Below are 15,946 nucleotides of genomic sequence, written 5' to 3' on the forward strand. Positions count from 1 at the left end.
TTCAACGGGGGGAGTGACGTCCGGGGAGGCGCAGTGGTTCCTCGGCTCGGCGACGCGTTCCTGACGAAGGGTCAGAGCGGCAGCAGGTCCGGCCGCTTGGCCTCGACGTGGTCGCCCGAGGACTCGCCGCGCAGCCGCCGCCCGACCCAGGGGATGAGGTGTTCGCGCGCCCAGTGCAGGTTCTCGCGGCGCTGGTCGGCGGGCGAGAGCGGGCGCACGGTGGGCCAGGGCGCCTCCGGGTCCTGCTCGGTGCGCAGGCCGAGCGAGCGGGCGGCCAGGAGGGCGACGCGCTGGTGGCCCTCGGGGGACAGGTGCAGCCGGTCCTCGCTCCAGGCGCGGCGGTCCTGTACGGCGCGCAGCGACCAGAGGTCGGCCACCTTGCAGTCGTTGCGGTCGGCGACGGCGCGCATGTGCCCGTTGTAGGTGGCGATCTTGCCGCGCAGGTGCTTGAGCAGCGTCATCTCGCGGGTGTCGAAGCCGGTGCAGATGAGCACCGTCCCGGCGTTGGCGGTGAGTTGGGCGACGGCGGCCTCGAAGCGCTCGGCGACCTCGTCCGGGTCGCTGCCGGGGCGCAGGATGTCGTTGCCGCCCGCGCAGAAGGTGACCAGGTCGGGCTGGAGGCGCTTGACCTCCGGCACCTGCTCGGCGGCGATCTGGTCGAGCAGCCGGCCGCGCACCGCCAGGTTGGCGTAGCGGAACCCGCCCTGGGGGCGGCCCTGGGCGAGGAGTCCGGCGAGGCGGTCGGCCCAGCCGGCGAAGGCGCCGTCCGCACCGGGGTCGTTCAGTCCTTCGGTGAAGCTGTCCCCGAGGGCTGCGTACGAACTGAGGTCAAGGGTCTCCTGGAGGTTCGGCATGACGTAAATAGTTCACCTTCTCAAGTTCCCTACGCCACCGTAGGTGGCCCTGGCGGAACGTGAGATGGACCACGTAACCTCCCTGCCCCGCCCGGCGAAGCCGTCCGACGCGACCCGAAGCCACCCGAAGCCACTCGAAGCCACCCGAAGTCTTCCGAAGGAGCACCCCCATGGCCCCGACGCCCGCTGCCGGCCTGCCCGCCGACTGGTCCGTGGACGAGCGCTGCATGAACTGCGACGCCGCCCGCCAGCTCGCCCCGGAGTTGATCGAGGAGCGCGCCGGACGCTCCGCGCTCGTACGCCCTCCGAGGGACGAGGCCGAGACGCGCAGCCTCCTCGCCGCCGCCCACGCCTGCCCCACCCGCTCGATCCGCCCCGGCACGGGCGCCCTCACCCGCGACACCGACCCGTTCCCGCTCGCCCTCGACAAGGACGAGGACGAGGGCGTCCTGCTGCTCGGTCACAACTCCCGCCGCACCGCGGGCGCCAGCTCCTACCTGTGCCGGCGGCCCGCCGGCTGGCTGATGATCGACACGCCCCGCTTCTCCGAGGACCTCGCCGCCCGCTACGAGGCGCTCGGCCCGGTCACCGACATCCTGCTCACCCACGGTGACCACGCCGCCCACGGCCGCGCCTGGGCCGACCGGCTCGGCGCCCGGCTCACCGTCCACGAGGGCGACCTCGACGCCGCCCCCGACGCGGACCGGGTGCTGCGCGGCACCGACCCGGTGGACCTCGGCCCCGGCGCCGTCGCCCACCCCTTCCCCGGCCACACCCGCGGCAGCGTGCTGTACGTCCTCGACGAGCGGCACTGCTTCACCGGCGACAGCCTCTACTGGTCCCGCGCCACGGGGGACATCGAGGTGCACGAGTCCCTCACCTGGTACTCGATCGAGGAGCAGGCGGCTTCCCTGACCCGCAGCCTGGACCGGCTGCGCTTCGAGTGGCTGCTGCCCGGCCACGGCGACCGCCGCCGGATGCCCGCCGAGGAGGCGCGGCGCCGCCTGAGCGGCCTGGCCGACCGCTGTCGGGCGCTGCGCCCCTCGCCGGTGGACTTCACCGCCGTCCGCTGGTGACTCCGGGGCGATGCCGGGGCGATGCCGGGGCCGATCCGGGGTCGTGCGCCGGTGCTCGCGCCGGGTGCGCGGGGGTCTGCGCCCGGAGGGGGAGCATGCGCGGGTGTGCGAAGGACGGTGCCGGGGCAGCCGCCCCTGGAACGTCCGCCACCGCGAACTCCCTTCCAGTCAAGGACGGTTGAGGACCATGCCCAGCCAGATCCCGGAGCGCACCGCACGCCCGCGGCGCTACCTGATGTGCCGGCCGACGCACTACACCGTGGACTACGCGATCAACCCCTGGATGGACCCGGCGCAGCCCACCGACACCGCGCTCGCCCTGCGCCAGTGGGAGCGCCTCCACCGCACCTACCGCCTCCTCGGCCACACCGTGGAGCTGATCGACCCCGTCCCGGGCCTGCCCGACATGGTGTACGCCGCCAACGGCGCGACCGTGCTCGGCGGCCGGGCGCTGGTCGCCAGCTTCCGCTACCCCGAACGCGCCCCCGAATCCGACGCCTACCAGGCGTGGTTCCGCGCCCGCGGCTACCGCGAGGTGCACCGCGCCGCCCACGTCAACGAGGGCGAGGGCGACCACCTGGTGATCGGCGGCCGCATCCTCGCCGGTACGGGCTTTCGCACCTCGCGCGCCGCCCACGCCGAGACGGCCCGCCTGCTCGGCGTCCCCGTCGTCGGCCTCACCCTCGTCGACCCGCGCTTCTACCACCTCGACACCGCCCTCGCGGTGCTCGCCGACGACCACGTCATGTACCACCCGGAGGCGTTCGACGCCGACAGCCGGCGCGTGCTGCGCACCCTCTTCCCGGACGCGATCCTCGCCGACCGGGAGGACGCCGAGCACTTCGGCCTGAACGCCGTCTCGGACGGCCGCCGGGTGCTGCTGCCGGAGGCGGCGAAGAACCTGGCGGGGCGGCTGGCCGAGTACGGCTACGAGCCGATCCCGGTGGACGTCTCCGAACTGCTGAAGGGCGGCGGCGGGGCCAAGTGCTGCACCCTCGAACTCAGGCCCTGACGAGCCCTCCCGGCTCGCCCGACCCGGCCCGCCCGCGATCGTCGGCGGTCGGGTCGGGTCGGGTCGGGTCGGGTCGGGCCGGTCGGGCCGGGTCGGTCGGTCGGGCCGGCGTCGGTTCGGGCTCCGGCTCAGACCAGCCAGAGGTCGGGCCCGAACACCTCGTAGTGGATGTCGGCGGCCCGCACGCCCGCCGTGAGGAGCTGCTGGCGCACGGACCTGAGGAACGGGAGCGGCCCGCACAGGTAGGCGGTAGTGCCCGCCGGGACCTCGACGGTCGACAGGTCGACCAGGCCCGTGCGCCCGGCGGGCCAGTCGCCGAGGGGGCGCTCGTAGAAGACGTGGGCGGTGGCGTCGGGCAGTTTGGCGGTCAGCTGTTCGAGGTCGGCGCGGAAGGCGTGGCTCAGCTGGTCGCGGTCGCCGTGGACGGAGACGATCCGGCGGGTGGAGCCGGAGGCGGCGAGGTGGTCGAGCATCGCGGTCATCGGGGTGTTGCCGATCCCTGCGGAGGCGAGCAGCACCGGCCCGTCGCCCTCGACGAGGGCGATGTCGCCCAGCGGCGGGGCCAGTTCGACGGTGTCGCCGGTGTGGAGGTGGTCGTGCAGGTGGCCGGAGACCTCGCCGCCGTCCTCGCGCTTGACGGTGAACCGCAGGGCGCCGTCGGCGCGGCCGGAGAGGCTGTACTGGCGGATCTGGTGGGCGCCGTCGGCGAGCCGGACGCGCACCGAGACGTACTGGCCGGGCCGGGAGGCCGGTACCGGGCGGCCGTCGGCGGGGCGGACGACGAAGGTGGTGACGGCGTCGGTCTCCTGGTAGCGGGTGACGACGGTGTACGGGCGCCAGAGGTCGGCCGGGTCGCCGCCCTCGCCGCCCGCAGCGGTCTCGGCGCGCAGCCGGTCCTCGATCGCGATCAGCGCGTTCGCCATCAGCCAGTACACCTCGTCCCAGGCGGCGGCGACCTCGGGGGTGACGGCCTCGCCGAGCACCTCGACGATGGCGGCGAACAGGTGCTCGTGGACGATCGCGTACTGGGCGTCGGTGATGCCGACCGAGACGTGCTTGTGCGCGATGCGGGCCAGCATCGCGTCCGGCCGCCGGTCGGGGTGGGCGACCAGCGCGGAGGCGAAGGCGGCTATCGAGCCGGCCAGGGCCTGGCGCTGGGTGCCGTTGGCCTGGTTGCCCCGGTTGAACAGGTCGCGCAGCAGCTCCGGGTGCGCGGCGAACAGCCGGTCGTAGAAGCGCGGGGTGATCTCACCGATCGCGCCGCCGACGACGGGCAGGGTGGCCTCGATGACCTCGGCGGACTTCGCGGACAGCATCAGTGGGGCTCCTAACTGGTATCTCAGATTCGTATTAAAGGGCGCGATGGGAGACCGCTCCCACGGGCGGGGAGTGCGGTCAGCCGGTGGGGCGTGGGCTCAGGCTCAGCAGCACCGGCCCGGTGGGCGAGGCCACCAGGTCCTCGATGCTGAGCGGGTCGAGCGCGGCGAAGAACGCCTCCTGGGCGCCCCGGAGCACCCCGCGCAGGCGGCACGCCGCCCGCAGCGGGCACGGCGGGTCGTCCTCACAGCCGACCACGTCGCCGACGCCCTCCAGCTCGCGCAGCAGCAGCCCGAGCGAGCCGGTGCGGCCCGCGAAGGTGAGCATCAGCCCGCCGCCGCGACCGCGCCGGGCCTCCACCACGCCGAGGTGCTGCAGTCGGCTGACCACCTTCGCCGCGTGGGTGTACGGCACGCCGACGGACTCGGCCACCTCGCGGGTGGTCGGGTTGTCCGCCTCGTCCAGGACGGCCAGTCGCATGGCGATCCTGAGGGCGATGTCGGTGCTCTTGGTCAGCCTCACGTTCGGAACGCTATACGAATGCGATTCGGGAACTCCAATTTCCTGCCCGCTCCGGCCGGAGGCGGTCGGAAGCGGCCGGAAGCGGATCGGAGGCGGTCGGAAACGGATCGGAGCGCGACATTCCGTCCAGACTGGACTGAACGTCCGAAGTGGACGTACAGTCCGAACCATGACCGCGAACGACACCGACCCCCGCGTGCGCACCTGGGCCCCCGTCGCCCGGGCCGTCGCCCTGCTGCTCGGCCCGTACGCCGAGGTCGCCCTGCACGACGCCGTCGCCGACCGGGTCCTCGCCGTCTGGAACCCGATGACCGCCCGCGGCCCCGGCGACCCGTCGTACCTCGGCGAACTGGACGGCCTCGACCCCGTCGACCCCGAAGCCCCCGACGTCTACGGCCCGTACCGGAAACTGCTGCCGGACGGGCGCAGGCTCTCCTGCGTCAGCGCCGTGCTGCGCGATGCGGACGGCCGGCCCTCCGCGGTGCTCTGCGTCAACCTCGACCGGGGGCCCCTGGAGCAGGCCGCCGCCCTGCTCGCGGGCTTCGCCGCCCCGACCGCGCCCCGCCCCGAACCGCTCTTCGAGCGCGACTGGACGGAGCGGATGAACGAGGTGATCGGCGGTCACGTCCGCGCCCAGGGGCGCCCGCTGGAGCGCTTCACCCGCGAGGACCGGCTCGACGTGCTGCGCGAACTCGACCGCGCCGGCGTACTCGCCGTGCGGCGCGCCGCCCCCGCCGTCGCCACGGCGCTGCGGATCTCCCGGTCCACGGTCTACGCCCTGATCGCCGAGCTGAAGTCCGAGACCCCGACGTCCGAGACCCCGACGTCCGAGACCCCGACGTCCGAGACCCCGACGTCCGAGACCCCGACGTCCGAGACCCTGACCTCCGAGGCCCTGACCTCCGCAACCCCCACGTCTGAGAGCGAGTGACCGGACCATGACCCGACTGCCCGACTTCCGGCTCGAAACCTACTTCTCCCGCTGGGAGTTCACCGCTCGGTACCACCTCGCCGCCTCCGACGCCGAGACCATGACCATGGCCGAACTCCTCGCCCTGGCCGGCCCCGAGGACCGCGAAGCCTGGGAGGGCCTCTCCCTCGGCTACACCGAGACCTTCGGTGACCCGGGGCTGCGCCGGGCGATCGCCGGGATGTACGAGAACGTCGAGGCCGAGGACGTGGTCTGCTTCGGTGGTGCCCAGGAGGGCCTCAACCTCGCCATGCAGGTCCTGCTGGAACCGGGCGACCACGCCGTAGTGGTGACGCCCGGCTACCAGTCCGCCGAGACGATTCCGCTCTCCCTGTGCGAGGTCACCGGCGTCGCGCTGGACGAGAACGACGACTGGGCGCTCGACCTCGACGCCGTCGAGGCGGCGCTGCGGCCCACCACCAAGGTGCTCTCCGTCAACTTCCCGAACAACCCCACCGGGAAGGTCATCCCGGCGGCCGACTTCCTCCGGCTCGCCGAACTGTGCGAGGAGCGCGGCATCCGGCTCTTCTCGGACGAGGTCTACCGCGGCCTGGAGCGTGACCCCGCCCGCGCCCTGCCGCAGGCCGCCGACCTGTCCGAGCGCGCGCTCTCGCTCAACGTGGTCTCCAAGTCGCTGGGCCTGGCGGGCCTGAGGGTCGGCTGGATCGCCTGCCGCGACCGGGAGTTGCGCTCCCGCCTGGAGCGGGCCAAGCACTACACCACCATCTGCAACTCGGCGCCCAGCGAGGTTCTGGCGCGGATCGCCGTCACCGCCCGCGGGCGCATCCTGGCCCGCAACCGGGCGATCGTCGCGGAGAACGTCCCGCGGTTCGACGCCTTCTTCGCCGAGTTCGGCGAGCTCTTCGAGTGGCGCGCCCCGGACGGCGGCTGCGCCGCGTTCCCGCGCTACCTGGGCGCAGGCGGGGTGGAGGCGTTCTGCACGGGCCTGGTGGAGGAGACGGGCGTGCTCCTGCTGCCCGGGAGCGTCTACCGCTCCGAGCTGACGCCCACCCCCGCCGACCGCTTCCGCATCGGCATCGGCCGCCGCGACCCCGGGCCGGCGCTGGACGCCTTCGGGGACTGGCTGCGCAAGCGCTGACCCGGGCAGGATCCTATCCAGGGCAGAAATTTAACCAGGTAAGAGAAAGGCCGGGGGCGTGGCCACCGAATCGTTCGGTGGCCACGCCCCCGGCCGTAAAGCCGCTGGTCGCCGACCGCTTACAGCCCCTGCCAGGCCGGCTTCGCCGCGTAGGTGTCGCGGAAGTAGTCCGCGAGCTTGAGCTTGGAGGCGGCGGCCTCGTCGACCACCACGGTCGCGTGCTGGTGCAGCTGCAGCGCCGAGGCGGGGACGACGGCGGCCAGCGGGCCCTCCACGGCCAGGGCGACGGCCTCGGCCTTGGCCTCGCCGGTGGCGAGCAGCACCAGGTGGCGGGCCTCCAGGATGGTGCCGATGCCCTGGGTGATCACGTGGTGCGGCACCTGGTCGATGCTGTCGAAGAACCGGGCGTTGTCCACGCGGGTCTGCCGGGTCAGGGTCTTGATCCGGGTGCGCGAGGACAGCGAGGAGCAGGGCTCGTTGAAGCCGATGTGGCCGTCCGTGCCGATGCCCAGGATCTGCAGGTCGACGCCGCCGGCCTCGGCGAGCGCGCGGTCGTAGGCGACGGCGGCGGCGGCGATGTCCTCGGCGTTGCCGTCCGGGCCGAGGAAGGAGTCCTCGGTGAGGCCGAGCGGCTCGACGACCTCGCGCAGCACGACGGAACGGTAGGACTCGGGGTGCCCGGCGGGCAGGCCCACGTACTCGTCCAGCTGGCAGATCCGGGCGCGGGAGGCGTCCAGGCGGCCGTCGGCGACCCGCGCGGCCAGGGACTGGTAGATCGGCAGCGGCGTGGAGCCGGTGGCCACGCCGAGCAGCGCCTCGGGCTTGTCGGTCAGCAGGTCGGTGATCGCCGCGGCGATGAGCTCGCCGGCCGCTGCGGGGTCAGGGACGATCACGATTTCCATACGGTCCACCGTTCTGAGGCGAGGCTGGCAAAAGCTGAGGTCTAGACCTCAAGGGTCTAGACCATTTTGCCGTGTTCGGGGGTCTCAGGTCCACCCGGGTCCGGCTCGCGGACGCCTCCCGCGCCGCACCCGGCGCCCGCCCGCCGCACCGTCCCGCCGCCGCACGAAATCCGAATGCGTCCGAAGGTGCGGACCTCAAGCGAATTCGGTTCGTGTCCAGGTGAATATCCCTGCGGTCACGAATGTGGGCAACCGGTGAATGAGAGATCCTTCGTCGACCGTTATTCAGTGAATGGTTACGCGCGTCAACTTCGCTTCAAGTATGCGACTTAACGGCATCTCACCTGCTCCGATGCCGTTCTTAATAAACCCTTACCCTTTCCCGTTGACCTGTGTTCATCAGCTCTGCTTTTCTTCATGCCCAGCAGACGGCCCCCACCGTCGGGCCGTCAATTCCGGACGTGCGGATCAACTCGCCGGAATCGTCGCCCGATGGAATTCGCCGTCGGTTCCTTCCCCCCACAAAGGGATCGTCCACGGCCTCCCCGGCCGTCCGGGCGATCGGTACGAGAGAGGGCACCCTCACCCATGGGTCACTCCCGCACACTGCGGCGCGCCAGGTATGCGACGCTCACCGGAATGGCGTCCCTGGCACTCGCCGCCGCCGGCCTCGCCGGCGTGGCCGGTCCGGCCGCCGCACAGGACATCCCCGGTGTCGCGTCCAGCACGGGCAACGAGTTCAACCCCTGGAGCCCCCAGCAGGGCCACCCGTACCGTCACGGTGCGGTCCAGGGTCTCCAGCAGCACGAGAACTACAAGAAGTGGCTCGCCGCGCAGAACCGGGCGGCGGCCACCGGCCAGCAGACGCTGTCCTACGGCGGCGGCGTCGACGGCATCGGCGTGCAGAGCGGCCACTCCAAGGTCTACCTGGTCTTCTACGGCAGCCAGTGGGGCACCCAGACCACCGACGCCAACGGCAACGCCAAGTTCTCCGGCGACTCGGCCGGCGCCGCCGGTGCCACCCAGCAGATGTTCAAGGGCATCGGCACCAACGGCGAGACCTGGTCCGCCGACCTGACCCAGTGGTGCGACGGCCCCAACGTCGCCGCCGGCGCCGTCAGCTGCCCGTCGAACGCCAACTTCATCCCGTACCAGAGCGGCGGCGTGCTCTCCGGCGTCTGGTACGACAACGCGGCCGCCTCGCCGGCCCAGGCCAGCGGCCACCAGCTGGGCGTGGAGGCCGTCAACGCGGCCGCCCACTTCGGCAACACCACCGCCGCCGCGAACCGCGACGCGTACTACATCATCCTGTCGCCGCACGGCACCAACCCGGACGACTACCAGAACCCCACCACCGGGTACTGCGCCTGGCACGACTGGAACGGCGACACCACCCTCACCGGCGGCGCGGCCAGCTCGCCCTACGGCGACATCGCGTTCTCCAACCAGCCGTACAACATCGACCAGGGCTCCAACTGCGGCGTGGGCTTCGTCAACTCGCCCGGCACGCTGGACGGTTACACGATGACTCTCGGCCACGAGTGGCAGGAGATGATGTCCGACCAGAACCCGGCGGGCGGCTGGACCAACCACGTCAGCGGCAGCAGCTACAACGGCCAGGAGAACTCCGACGAGTGCGCCTGGATCAGGCCCGGCAGCACCGGCGGCGCGGCCAACATCTCGTTCGGCTCCTACGGCACCTTCGCCGAGCAGGCCAGCTGGTCGAACGACACCAACTCCTGCGCGATCTCGCACGCCATCCTGAACCACGGCAACACCGTGACCGTCACCAACCCGGGCAGCCAGAGCGGCACCGTCGGCACCGCCGCCAGCCTGCAGATCAGCGCCAGTGACTCGGCCACCGGTCAGACCCTGACCTACTCGGCCACGGGCCTGCCCGCCGGTCTGTCGATCAACTCCTCGACCGGCCTGATCTCCGGCACGCCCACCGCCTCCGGCTCCTCCAGCGTGACGGTCACCGCGACCGACACCACGAGCGCCACCGGCAGCACCAGCTTCACCTGGACCGAGTCCACCGGCGGTGGTGGCGGCAACGCGATCACCAACGGCGGCTTCGAGACCGGCAACACCACCGGCTGGACCACCACCGGCAGTGCCTCCGCCCCGGCCGGGTCCGCCCACACCGGTTCCTACGGTCTGCTGCTCGGCTCCACCAACCCGACCGGGGACTCCACCGCCGCCCAGACCTTCACGGCGCCGACCGGCTCCAGCAAGCTGTCCTTCTGGTCCAAGAACACCTGCCCGGACACCCTGACCTACGACTGGGCGACCGCGACCCTCAAGGACAACACCACCGGCACCACGACCACCGTGCTGGCCAAGACCTGCACCACGGCGGGCTCCTGGACCAACACCACGGCCACCGTCACCCCCGGCCACAGCTACACCCTCACCCTCGCCAACCACGACGACAACTACGCGGGTGACGCCACCTACACCTCCTACGACGACGTGACCGTCTCCTGACGACCGCCGCGCCGTACGCACCGGGGTGGGCCTCGTGCCCGCCCCGGTGCGGTTTTCTTCTCCGGGGGGGGGAGCCGCCTCGGCCTCCGGCGCGTCGAACCGACACTGCTGCAACCACCCCCTGCACAAGGAACGACCGTGAACCTGAGAAGACCCGCCACCCTCGCTCTGACCTGCGCCTCCGCCCTCCTGGGCCTGGCCCTCACCGGCTGCGGCTCGACCGGCTCCGCTGCCTCCGCGTCCGCCCCCGCCTCCACGTCCACGCCCGCCGCCGTCACCGCCGGCGAGGACGCCAACCGCACCACCGTCAAGGTCGCCGTGGGTACGACGGTCACCGTCGAACTGCACAGCACCTACTGGTCCCCGGCCGCCAGCTCCGCCCCCGAGGTCCTCGCCCCGACGGGCTCCCCGTCCCCGACCGCGTCCCCGGCCGCGTCCCCGTCCCCCTCCTGCCGCCCGGGCGGCGGCTGCGGAACGGTCGCCACCTCCTTCACCGCCCGCACCCCCGGCACGGCCCACCTCACCGCCTCCCGCACCGTCTGCGGCGAAGCCCTCCTCTGCGCCCCGGGCCAGCGCACCTACGACCTCACCGTCGACGTCACGGGCTGACCCCGCTCCTCAGGCACCCGCACCTCACCCACCCGCACCTCATCCACCCGCTCTTCGGACACCTGCTCTTCAGACACCCGCGCTCGCGCCCGCCCGTGGCCGAGTCCTAGGCTGAACGGCATGGACGGAACCGCGGCCGACGCGGCCGGGCTGGAGGCGCTGGTGCGGCTGCTGGCCGGGCGGGGCGTGGTGGTGCTCAGCGGGGCCGGGCTGTCGACGGAGTCGGGCATCCCCGACTACCGGGGTGAGAGCGGCAGCCGCCGGCGCGGCACGCCGATGACGTACCAGGAGTTCACGGGCAGCGACGCGGCCCGCCGCCGCTACTGGGCGCGCAGCCACGTCGGCTGGCGCACGATCGCCCGGGCCGAGCCCAACGCCGGGCACCGGGCGGTGGAGCAGCTGCGGCGCTCGGGCCATGTCGCCGCCGTGATCACCCAGAACGTGGACGGCCTGCACCACGCGGCCGGCACCCGCACCGCGGTGGAACTGCACGGCGGGCTGCGCCGGGTGGTGTGCCTGGAGTGCCGGCGCACCACCTCGCGCGCGGAGCTGGACGAGCGGCTGGAGGAGCTGAACGCCGGTTTCCGCGCAGAGGTGGCGCAGCCGCAGCCGCAGCCGCGGCTCAACCCGGACGGCGACGCCGAGCTGGCGCCGGGCCTGGTGGACTGTTTCCGGATCGCCCCCTGCCTCGCCTGCGGGGGAGTCCTCAAGCCGGACGTCGTCTTCTTCGGCGAGAGCGTGCCCAAGCCCCGGGTCCAGCGCTGCTACGAACTCGTCGACGCCGCCCAGGCGTTGGTGGTCCTCGGCTCCTCACTCGCCGTGCTGTCGGGCCTGCGCTTCGTACGCCACGCGGCCCGCGCGGGCACGCCCGTGGTGATCGTCAACCAGGGCGCGACCCGCGGGGACGACCTGGCCGAGGCCAGGGTCGCCCTCCCGCTGGGCGCGGTGCTGGCGGAGGCTTCGCGCCGTGTCAGGGCGTCGTGGCCAGCTTGAGCAGGGACGCCTTGAGGGCGGCGACGAACCCGTCCCGGGTGGCCGGGTCGAGGAGGTCCAGGGAGAGGTAGGGGTTGAGGTCCTCCAGCTCGACGAGCAGGAGCTCCCCCTCGGGCGTACGGCAGGCGTCGACCCGCTGGACGCCGTGCCCGACGGTGTTCCAGGCGATGAAGCGGCGGGCGAACTCCAGGTCCGCTGCGGTGGGTTCGTACGGTTCGAGGCGCCAGCGCTGCTCGGGGTCGGGGGCGTACAGGGCGTACTGGAAGGCGTCGTCGACGAAGTAGAACGAGACCTCGTACGTGAAGGGGATCAGCGGCTGGACCAGGACGCCGCGCTCGTACCCGACGGAGCCGAGCTCCTCGACGGGGACGGTCCGCAGGCCGATGGAGTCGGCGCCGAGCTTCGGCTTGACGACGTACTCGGCGACGACGGGCAGGCGGTGGAGGTCCTCGGCCCGGTCCACGGTGGGGATGACGGGGTACCCGGCGGAGGTGAGGTCGAGCAGGTACTTCTTGCCCGCCATGTCGCCCCGCCCGGTCAGCCCCGGGTGGACGCGGGTGCCGCGCTCGAGTGCCCGGGTGCGGAACTCCTCGTACGCGGCGGGGTAGTTGAGCACCGGGCCGCTGTTGCGGACGAGCACCACGTCGAAGGCGTCCATCAGGGTGACGGCGTCCAGCGGGTGGCACAGGGCGAGGTCGAAGTCCTCGCGCAGGCGGGCGGAGAGCGCGATGTCCTCGTCGCAGTACCGGCGGCCCCGGGCCGGGTAGGCGAGGTCGGTGACGAGCAGGACGCGAGGTCGCGGGGTGGCGGACATATCTCTCCCGAAGATCATATTTCCGGCTCAGGCTACTCCTGTGCCTGCCCGCCCGAGGACCGCCGGAAGGGGAGAGACGAAGGGGCCCGGCCCGGAACTGCCATTCCGGGCCGGGCGGCGCCGTCCTCGCGGAGGCGCTTAGAACGGGTTGGTACAGGTGGTCACCTGCTGGGCCGCGTCCAGCGCCGGGCCGGCGGTGGCACAGACGATCCGCAGCTTGTCGGTCACCACGCGCTGGGTGGTGGCTTCGGCGGAGCCGTAACGGACGGTGGTGGCCGAGGCGACGGTCTCCCACGGGCTGCCCCAGGCGGCCTGGGTGCGGAGCTCGACGCGGACGACGGTCAACTGGCTCGGGTCGGCGGTGACGCGGGCGACGCCGACGACACCGCCGCTGTTCGACTCGTGGGAGAGGCACGGGCGGTTCAGCACCGTGGTGCAGGCCGTGGTGCCGGGCTCGGCCGTCGCCGTGGTGGCCATGGCGGGCGCTGCGGAGAGCCCCGCGATCCCTGCCACCGTCATCATCACAGCTGCGATCCGAGTGCGCATGTTATGAACCTCCTTGGAAATTAAGGGAATCTCACTCCTTGGGATGAGTCTTACACAACGAGTGGAGAATCGACCACTGTGCGTTGCGTCACACTCATGGTGATCGTTCAACTACGTCCTGCAACCGTTATCGAATGTTCAGCACACGGACAACTTTCGGCTTGACGGATGATCAGTTCGTCTGTGGCGCACGGGCATTCGGCGGGTTTCCGATATCCGGTGTCACTCGTCCGAGTGGCCGGGATCCGTCTCGCCGGATCGGACGGATACCATCGACCCGATCCCACGGAGGTGCACGCGTGGACACGGTCATCGTTCAACTCCCCGGCCCGGCACGGGCGGTGGCGCGAGCAGCGGCCCCCGCACTGCTGCGGATGGGCCCCGGCGAGAGCGCCGTCTTCGGCCGGGGCGAGCCCGGAAGGCCCGCCGCCATCCCCCTGCCCGACCAGGGCGTCTCCCGCAGCGCGGGCGAGGTCGTCGCCGCCGAGGACTACTGGCGGCTGTCCAACTTCAGCGCCTCCGCCACCTACGTGGTGGAGAACCTGGAGGGCGCCGGCGAGCACGTGAAGGTCGCCCCCGGCAGACTCGGCGCGCCCGTGCCGTTCGAGTTCTCCCGCGTCCTGCTGCCCGCCCTCGGCGAACCCGCCACCTTCAAGGTCTTCGCCCCGCAGCACGCCTACCTCGAGGGCCGCCCCGGCGGTCCGGACGGCGGGCGCGGCCGGCCCGGAGAACCCGGCGAGCACACCGTCAGCCCGTTCGCCCTCGACCCGACCGCCAAGTACTTCCTGGTGCTGCTCGCCCTCTGCGAACCGAGGCTGCGCTCGCCCTCCGCCGCCGCCGTCCCCGGCGTCACCGAGGTGCTGGCCCGGCTGCGCGCCCTGCCCGGCTGCCAGAGCCTCAGCCGCTCCGCCGTGAACTACCACATCGACTACCTGACGGCGACGAAACTGCGGCTGCGCGAGCCGTACGAGGAGGGGCCGGGCGGCGGCAAGCGGGAGGAACTCGTCGCGCTGGCGCTCAGGTTCGACCTCGTCCGGGAGGAGCACCTCGCCCTGCTCCCACCGCGCCGGGCGCACGCCCCTGGCACCCGTCCGTGAAGTCCGGCGCCCCCGACGTCCCCGGCGCCCAGGACGTCCCCGGCGTCCCGGACGTCCCCGACGGCTACGCCCTCGCCGGGTACCGCCTCGGCCCGCTCATCGGTGCCGGTGCCTGGGGCCGGGTGCACGCCGCCCACGGCCCGGACGGCGCCCCCGTCGCCGTCAAGTTCCTCGGCCCCGCCCGCCTCAGCCCCGGCCAGCGCGCCACCATGGCCCAACTCGCCCACCGCGAACAGCGGTTCAGCCGCCGGGCCGACCACCCCCACCTGATCCGCACGCTCGCCGTCCTCACCGTCGACGACCCGGCCCACCCCGCCCTCGACGGTGCCCTCGCCCTGGTGATGGAACGCGCCGCCCGCAGCCTCGCGGACCTCCTCGCCACCGCCGGCCCCGGTGACCCCGCCCCCGGGGCCGAGCGCATCCTCGCGGAGGTCTGCTCCGGGCTCGTCCACATGCACCGCGCCGGCTGGGTCCACGGGGACCTGAAACCGGCCAACATCCTGCTGATGCCCGACGGCAGCGCCAGGATCGCCGACTTCGGCCTCACCGCCGAGCTCGAGGGCACCCACGCCTACGCCCCGCCGCTCGGCTCGCCCGACCACGTCCCGCCCGAGTGGTGGTCCCAGCGCACCGGCGCGCGCGGCGTGGCGCTGCGCCCCAGTGCCGACGTCTGGGCCTTCGGCGTGATCGCCCACCAGCTGCTCACCGGGGGCCTGCACCCCTTCCTCGGCGCCACCGCCCGGGCCCGCTCCCTCGCCGCCCAGGCCTACGCGCGCGGCGCCGCCCCGCTGCGGCTCGACGAGGCGCTGCCCGAGCGCTGGCGGCCGGTGGTCGCCGCCTGCCTGGCCCCGGTGCGGGAGGACCGGGAACACACCGACCTCGCCGCCCTCGTCGCGGAGGCCGTCCGGGCGCCCCGGGCCCCGAAGGCTCCGAAGACCCCGAAGACCCCGAAGACCCCGAGGTCGCTGACGCGCCCGAAGGCCCGCGCGCGCCTCGCGGGGCCTGCGCGCCTCGCGACGAAGGTCTCCGCGTACGCCTGCGCCCTGGCCGTCCTCGCCCTCGCCGGGGCGCCCGAGCCCGCCGCCCCCGTACCGACCCCATCGCCCCCGGCCCCGGCCGCACCCCCGCAGCCCGGCGCCATCCCGCCCGACTCGGACGTGCCGACCGCCTACCGGGGAATGATCGAGACCGCCGCCCGCCGCTGCCCCGAACCGGAGATCACCCCCGTCCTGCTGGCCGCCATGCTCAAGGCCGAGAGCGGCTTCGACCCGGCCGCCGCCCGCCCGGAGACGGGCGAGTACGGCATCGCCATGTGGACCCCCTCCGTCTTCGACGCCTGGGCCCGCGCCGCCACCCACGAAGGCCCGAAGTCGTACCTCGATCCGGGCGACGCGATCGCGGCCATGGGCAACTACGTCTGCTGGCTCGACCAGCAGCTCAAGGGCCACGGCCTCACCCGCGACCTGCCCGCCCTCGTCACCGCCGCCTACCGCACCAGCGACAAGACCGTCAGGGCCGCCGGGGGAGTCCCCGACCGGGTGCGCCCGCACGTCGACCGGGTGCTCCGCTACCTGGCCGACTACGGTGGGTCACCGGGCAAATCGGGATGAGTTGTGCCACATCCGTCCGTACGGCGGCCCGGTCAACC

General features: G+C 72.9%; 15 protein-coding genes. 9 read left to right on the forward strand and 6 right to left on the reverse strand.

Annotated elements, in window-relative coordinates:
• Positions 1-71: 71 nt before the first annotated feature.
• Positions 72-854 carry an SGNH/GDSL hydrolase family protein gene (locus tag ACIBCA_RS27535; RefSeq protein ID WP_396285696.1) on the reverse strand — a complete coding sequence of 261 codons (783 nt, stop codon included), beginning with the start codon at positions 852-854 and terminating at the stop codon, positions 72-74.
• A 170-nt stretch (positions 855-1,024) separates the two neighbouring features.
• On the opposite strand from ACIBCA_RS27535, the gene ACIBCA_RS27540 reads away from it, so the two are divergent.
• Both ACIBCA_RS27540 and ddaH read left to right on the forward strand, forming a co-directional pair.
• On the forward strand, positions 1,025-1,930 hold the full coding sequence (locus ACIBCA_RS27540; protein WP_396285697.1) for a 4Fe-4S domain-containing protein: 906 nt from the start codon (positions 1,025-1,027) through the stop codon (positions 1,928-1,930).
• A gap of 187 nt (positions 1,931-2,117) precedes the next feature.
• Complete coding sequence (gene ddaH / locus ACIBCA_RS27545; RefSeq protein WP_396285698.1) at positions 2,118-2,942, forward strand: dimethylargininase; 825 nt, start codon at positions 2,118-2,120, stop codon at positions 2,940-2,942.
• Positions 2,943-3,070: 128 nt separating this feature from the next.
• Here the strand turns inward: ddaH and ACIBCA_RS27550 are convergent, their stop codons facing one another.
• Entirely contained in the window at positions 3,071-4,258 is a 1,188-nt protein-coding gene (locus ACIBCA_RS27550) for a globin domain-containing protein (protein WP_396285699.1), read from the reverse strand.
• A gap of 79 nt (positions 4,259-4,337) precedes the next feature.
• On the reverse strand, positions 4,338-4,781 hold the full coding sequence (locus tag ACIBCA_RS27555) for an RrF2 family transcriptional regulator (protein WP_396285700.1): 444 nt from the start codon (positions 4,779-4,781) through the stop codon (positions 4,338-4,340).
• A gap of 169 nt (positions 4,782-4,950) precedes the next feature.
• Between ACIBCA_RS27555 and ACIBCA_RS27560 the strand changes: the two genes are divergently transcribed.
• Both ACIBCA_RS27560 and ACIBCA_RS27565 read left to right on the forward strand, forming a co-directional pair.
• Positions 4,951-5,712, forward strand: a complete 762-nt coding sequence (locus ACIBCA_RS27560) for a PAS domain-containing protein (RefSeq protein ID WP_396285701.1) — start codon at positions 4,951-4,953, stop codon at positions 5,710-5,712.
• Positions 5,713-5,719: 7 nt separating this feature from the next.
• Positions 5,720-6,850 (forward strand): aminotransferase class I/II-fold pyridoxal phosphate-dependent enzyme, encoded by a 1,131-nt coding sequence (locus ACIBCA_RS27565; RefSeq protein WP_396285702.1) that lies wholly within the window; start codon positions 5,720-5,722, stop codon positions 6,848-6,850.
• A 119-nt stretch (positions 6,851-6,969) separates the two neighbouring features.
• On the opposite strand, the gene nagB is transcribed toward ACIBCA_RS27565, so the two are convergent.
• Positions 6,970-7,752 carry a glucosamine-6-phosphate deaminase gene (gene nagB / locus ACIBCA_RS27570; protein WP_396285703.1) on the reverse strand — a complete coding sequence of 261 codons (783 nt, stop codon included), beginning with the start codon at positions 7,750-7,752 and terminating at the stop codon, positions 6,970-6,972.
• Between the two features lie 639 nt (positions 7,753-8,391).
• On the opposite strand from nagB, the gene ACIBCA_RS27575 reads away from it, so the two are divergent.
• The 3 genes from ACIBCA_RS27575 (at position 8,392) to ACIBCA_RS27585 (ending at position 11,841) form a co-directional block, all read left to right on the forward strand.
• Entirely contained in the window at positions 8,392-10,239 is a 1,848-nt protein-coding gene (locus tag ACIBCA_RS27575) for a putative Ig domain-containing protein (RefSeq protein WP_396285704.1), read from the forward strand.
• 138 nt (positions 10,240-10,377) lie between these two features.
• Complete coding sequence (locus ACIBCA_RS27580) at positions 10,378-10,848, forward strand: hypothetical protein (protein ID WP_396285705.1); 471 nt, start codon at positions 10,378-10,380, stop codon at positions 10,846-10,848.
• A gap of 120 nt (positions 10,849-10,968) precedes the next feature.
• Positions 10,969-11,841 (forward strand): NAD-dependent protein deacetylase, encoded by an 873-nt coding sequence (locus ACIBCA_RS27585; protein WP_396285706.1) that lies wholly within the window; start codon positions 10,969-10,971, stop codon positions 11,839-11,841.
• On the opposite strand, the gene ACIBCA_RS27590 is transcribed toward ACIBCA_RS27585, so the two are convergent.
• Positions 11,819-12,655 (reverse strand): hypothetical protein, encoded by an 837-nt coding sequence (locus tag ACIBCA_RS27590; protein ID WP_396285707.1) that lies wholly within the window; start codon positions 12,653-12,655, stop codon positions 11,819-11,821. The two genes, ACIBCA_RS27585 and ACIBCA_RS27590, sit on opposite strands and share 23 nt — an antisense overlap.
• 138 nt (positions 12,656-12,793) lie before the next feature.
• The gene (locus ACIBCA_RS27595) at positions 12,794-13,201 is read right to left on the reverse strand and encodes a hypothetical protein (RefSeq protein ID WP_396285708.1); all 408 of its coding nucleotides are present in this window, start codon (positions 13,199-13,201) and stop codon (positions 12,794-12,796) included.
• A 299-nt stretch (positions 13,202-13,500) separates the two neighbouring features.
• Between ACIBCA_RS27595 and ACIBCA_RS27600 the strand changes: the two genes are divergently transcribed.
• Together ACIBCA_RS27600 and ACIBCA_RS27605 are read left to right on the forward strand one after the other, a co-directional pair.
• On the forward strand, positions 13,501-14,298 hold the full coding sequence (locus ACIBCA_RS27600; protein WP_396285709.1) for a serine/threonine protein kinase: 798 nt from the start codon (positions 13,501-13,503) through the stop codon (positions 14,296-14,298).
• The gene (locus tag ACIBCA_RS27605) at positions 14,295-15,908 is read left to right on the forward strand and encodes a protein kinase (protein WP_396285710.1); all 1,614 of its coding nucleotides are present in this window, start codon (positions 14,295-14,297) and stop codon (positions 15,906-15,908) included. Before ACIBCA_RS27600 ends, ACIBCA_RS27605 begins: the two co-directional genes overlap by 4 nt.
• Positions 15,909-15,946 lie beyond the last annotated feature (38 nt).

The sequence above is a fragment of the Kitasatospora sp. NPDC051170 genome, assembly GCF_044455705.1.
Taxonomy (GTDB): Bacteria; Actinomycetota; Actinomycetes; order Streptomycetales; family Streptomycetaceae; genus Kitasatospora.

What these genes read in the sequence shown, in the direction of transcription:
- ACIBCA_RS27585 (WP_396285706.1), top strand. Translation starts at nt 10,969, where the DNA reads ATGGACGGAACCGCGGCCGACGCGGCCGGGCTGGAGGCGCTGGTGCGG.
- nagB (WP_396285703.1), bottom strand. Translation starts at nt 7,752, where the DNA reads ATGGAAATCGTGATCGTCCCTGACCCCGCAGCGGCCGGCGAGCTCATC.
- ACIBCA_RS27575 (WP_396285704.1), top strand. Translation starts at nt 8,392, where the DNA reads ATGGCGTCCCTGGCACTCGCCGCCGCCGGCCTCGCCGGCGTGGCCGGT.
- ACIBCA_RS27565 (WP_396285702.1), top strand. Translation starts at nt 5,720, where the DNA reads ATGACCCGACTGCCCGACTTCCGGCTCGAAACCTACTTCTCCCGCTGG.
- ACIBCA_RS27540 (WP_396285697.1), top strand. Translation starts at nt 1,025, where the DNA reads ATGGCCCCGACGCCCGCTGCCGGCCTGCCCGCCGACTGGTCCGTGGAC.
- ddaH (WP_396285698.1), top strand. Translation starts at nt 2,118, where the DNA reads ATGCCCAGCCAGATCCCGGAGCGCACCGCACGCCCGCGGCGCTACCTG.
- ACIBCA_RS27550 (WP_396285699.1), bottom strand. Translation starts at nt 4,258, where the DNA reads ATGCTGTCCGCGAAGTCCGCCGAGGTCATCGAGGCCACCCTGCCCGTC.
- ACIBCA_RS27595 (WP_396285708.1), bottom strand. Translation starts at nt 13,201, where the DNA reads ATGCGCACTCGGATCGCAGCTGTGATGATGACGGTGGCAGGGATCGCG.
- ACIBCA_RS27535 (WP_396285696.1), bottom strand. Translation starts at nt 854, where the DNA reads ATGCCGAACCTCCAGGAGACCCTTGACCTCAGTTCGTACGCAGCCCTC.
- ACIBCA_RS27560 (WP_396285701.1), top strand. Translation starts at nt 4,951, where the DNA reads ATGACCGCGAACGACACCGACCCCCGCGTGCGCACCTGGGCCCCCGTC.
- ACIBCA_RS27590 (WP_396285707.1), bottom strand. Translation starts at nt 12,655, where the DNA reads ATGTCCGCCACCCCGCGACCTCGCGTCCTGCTCGTCACCGACCTCGCC.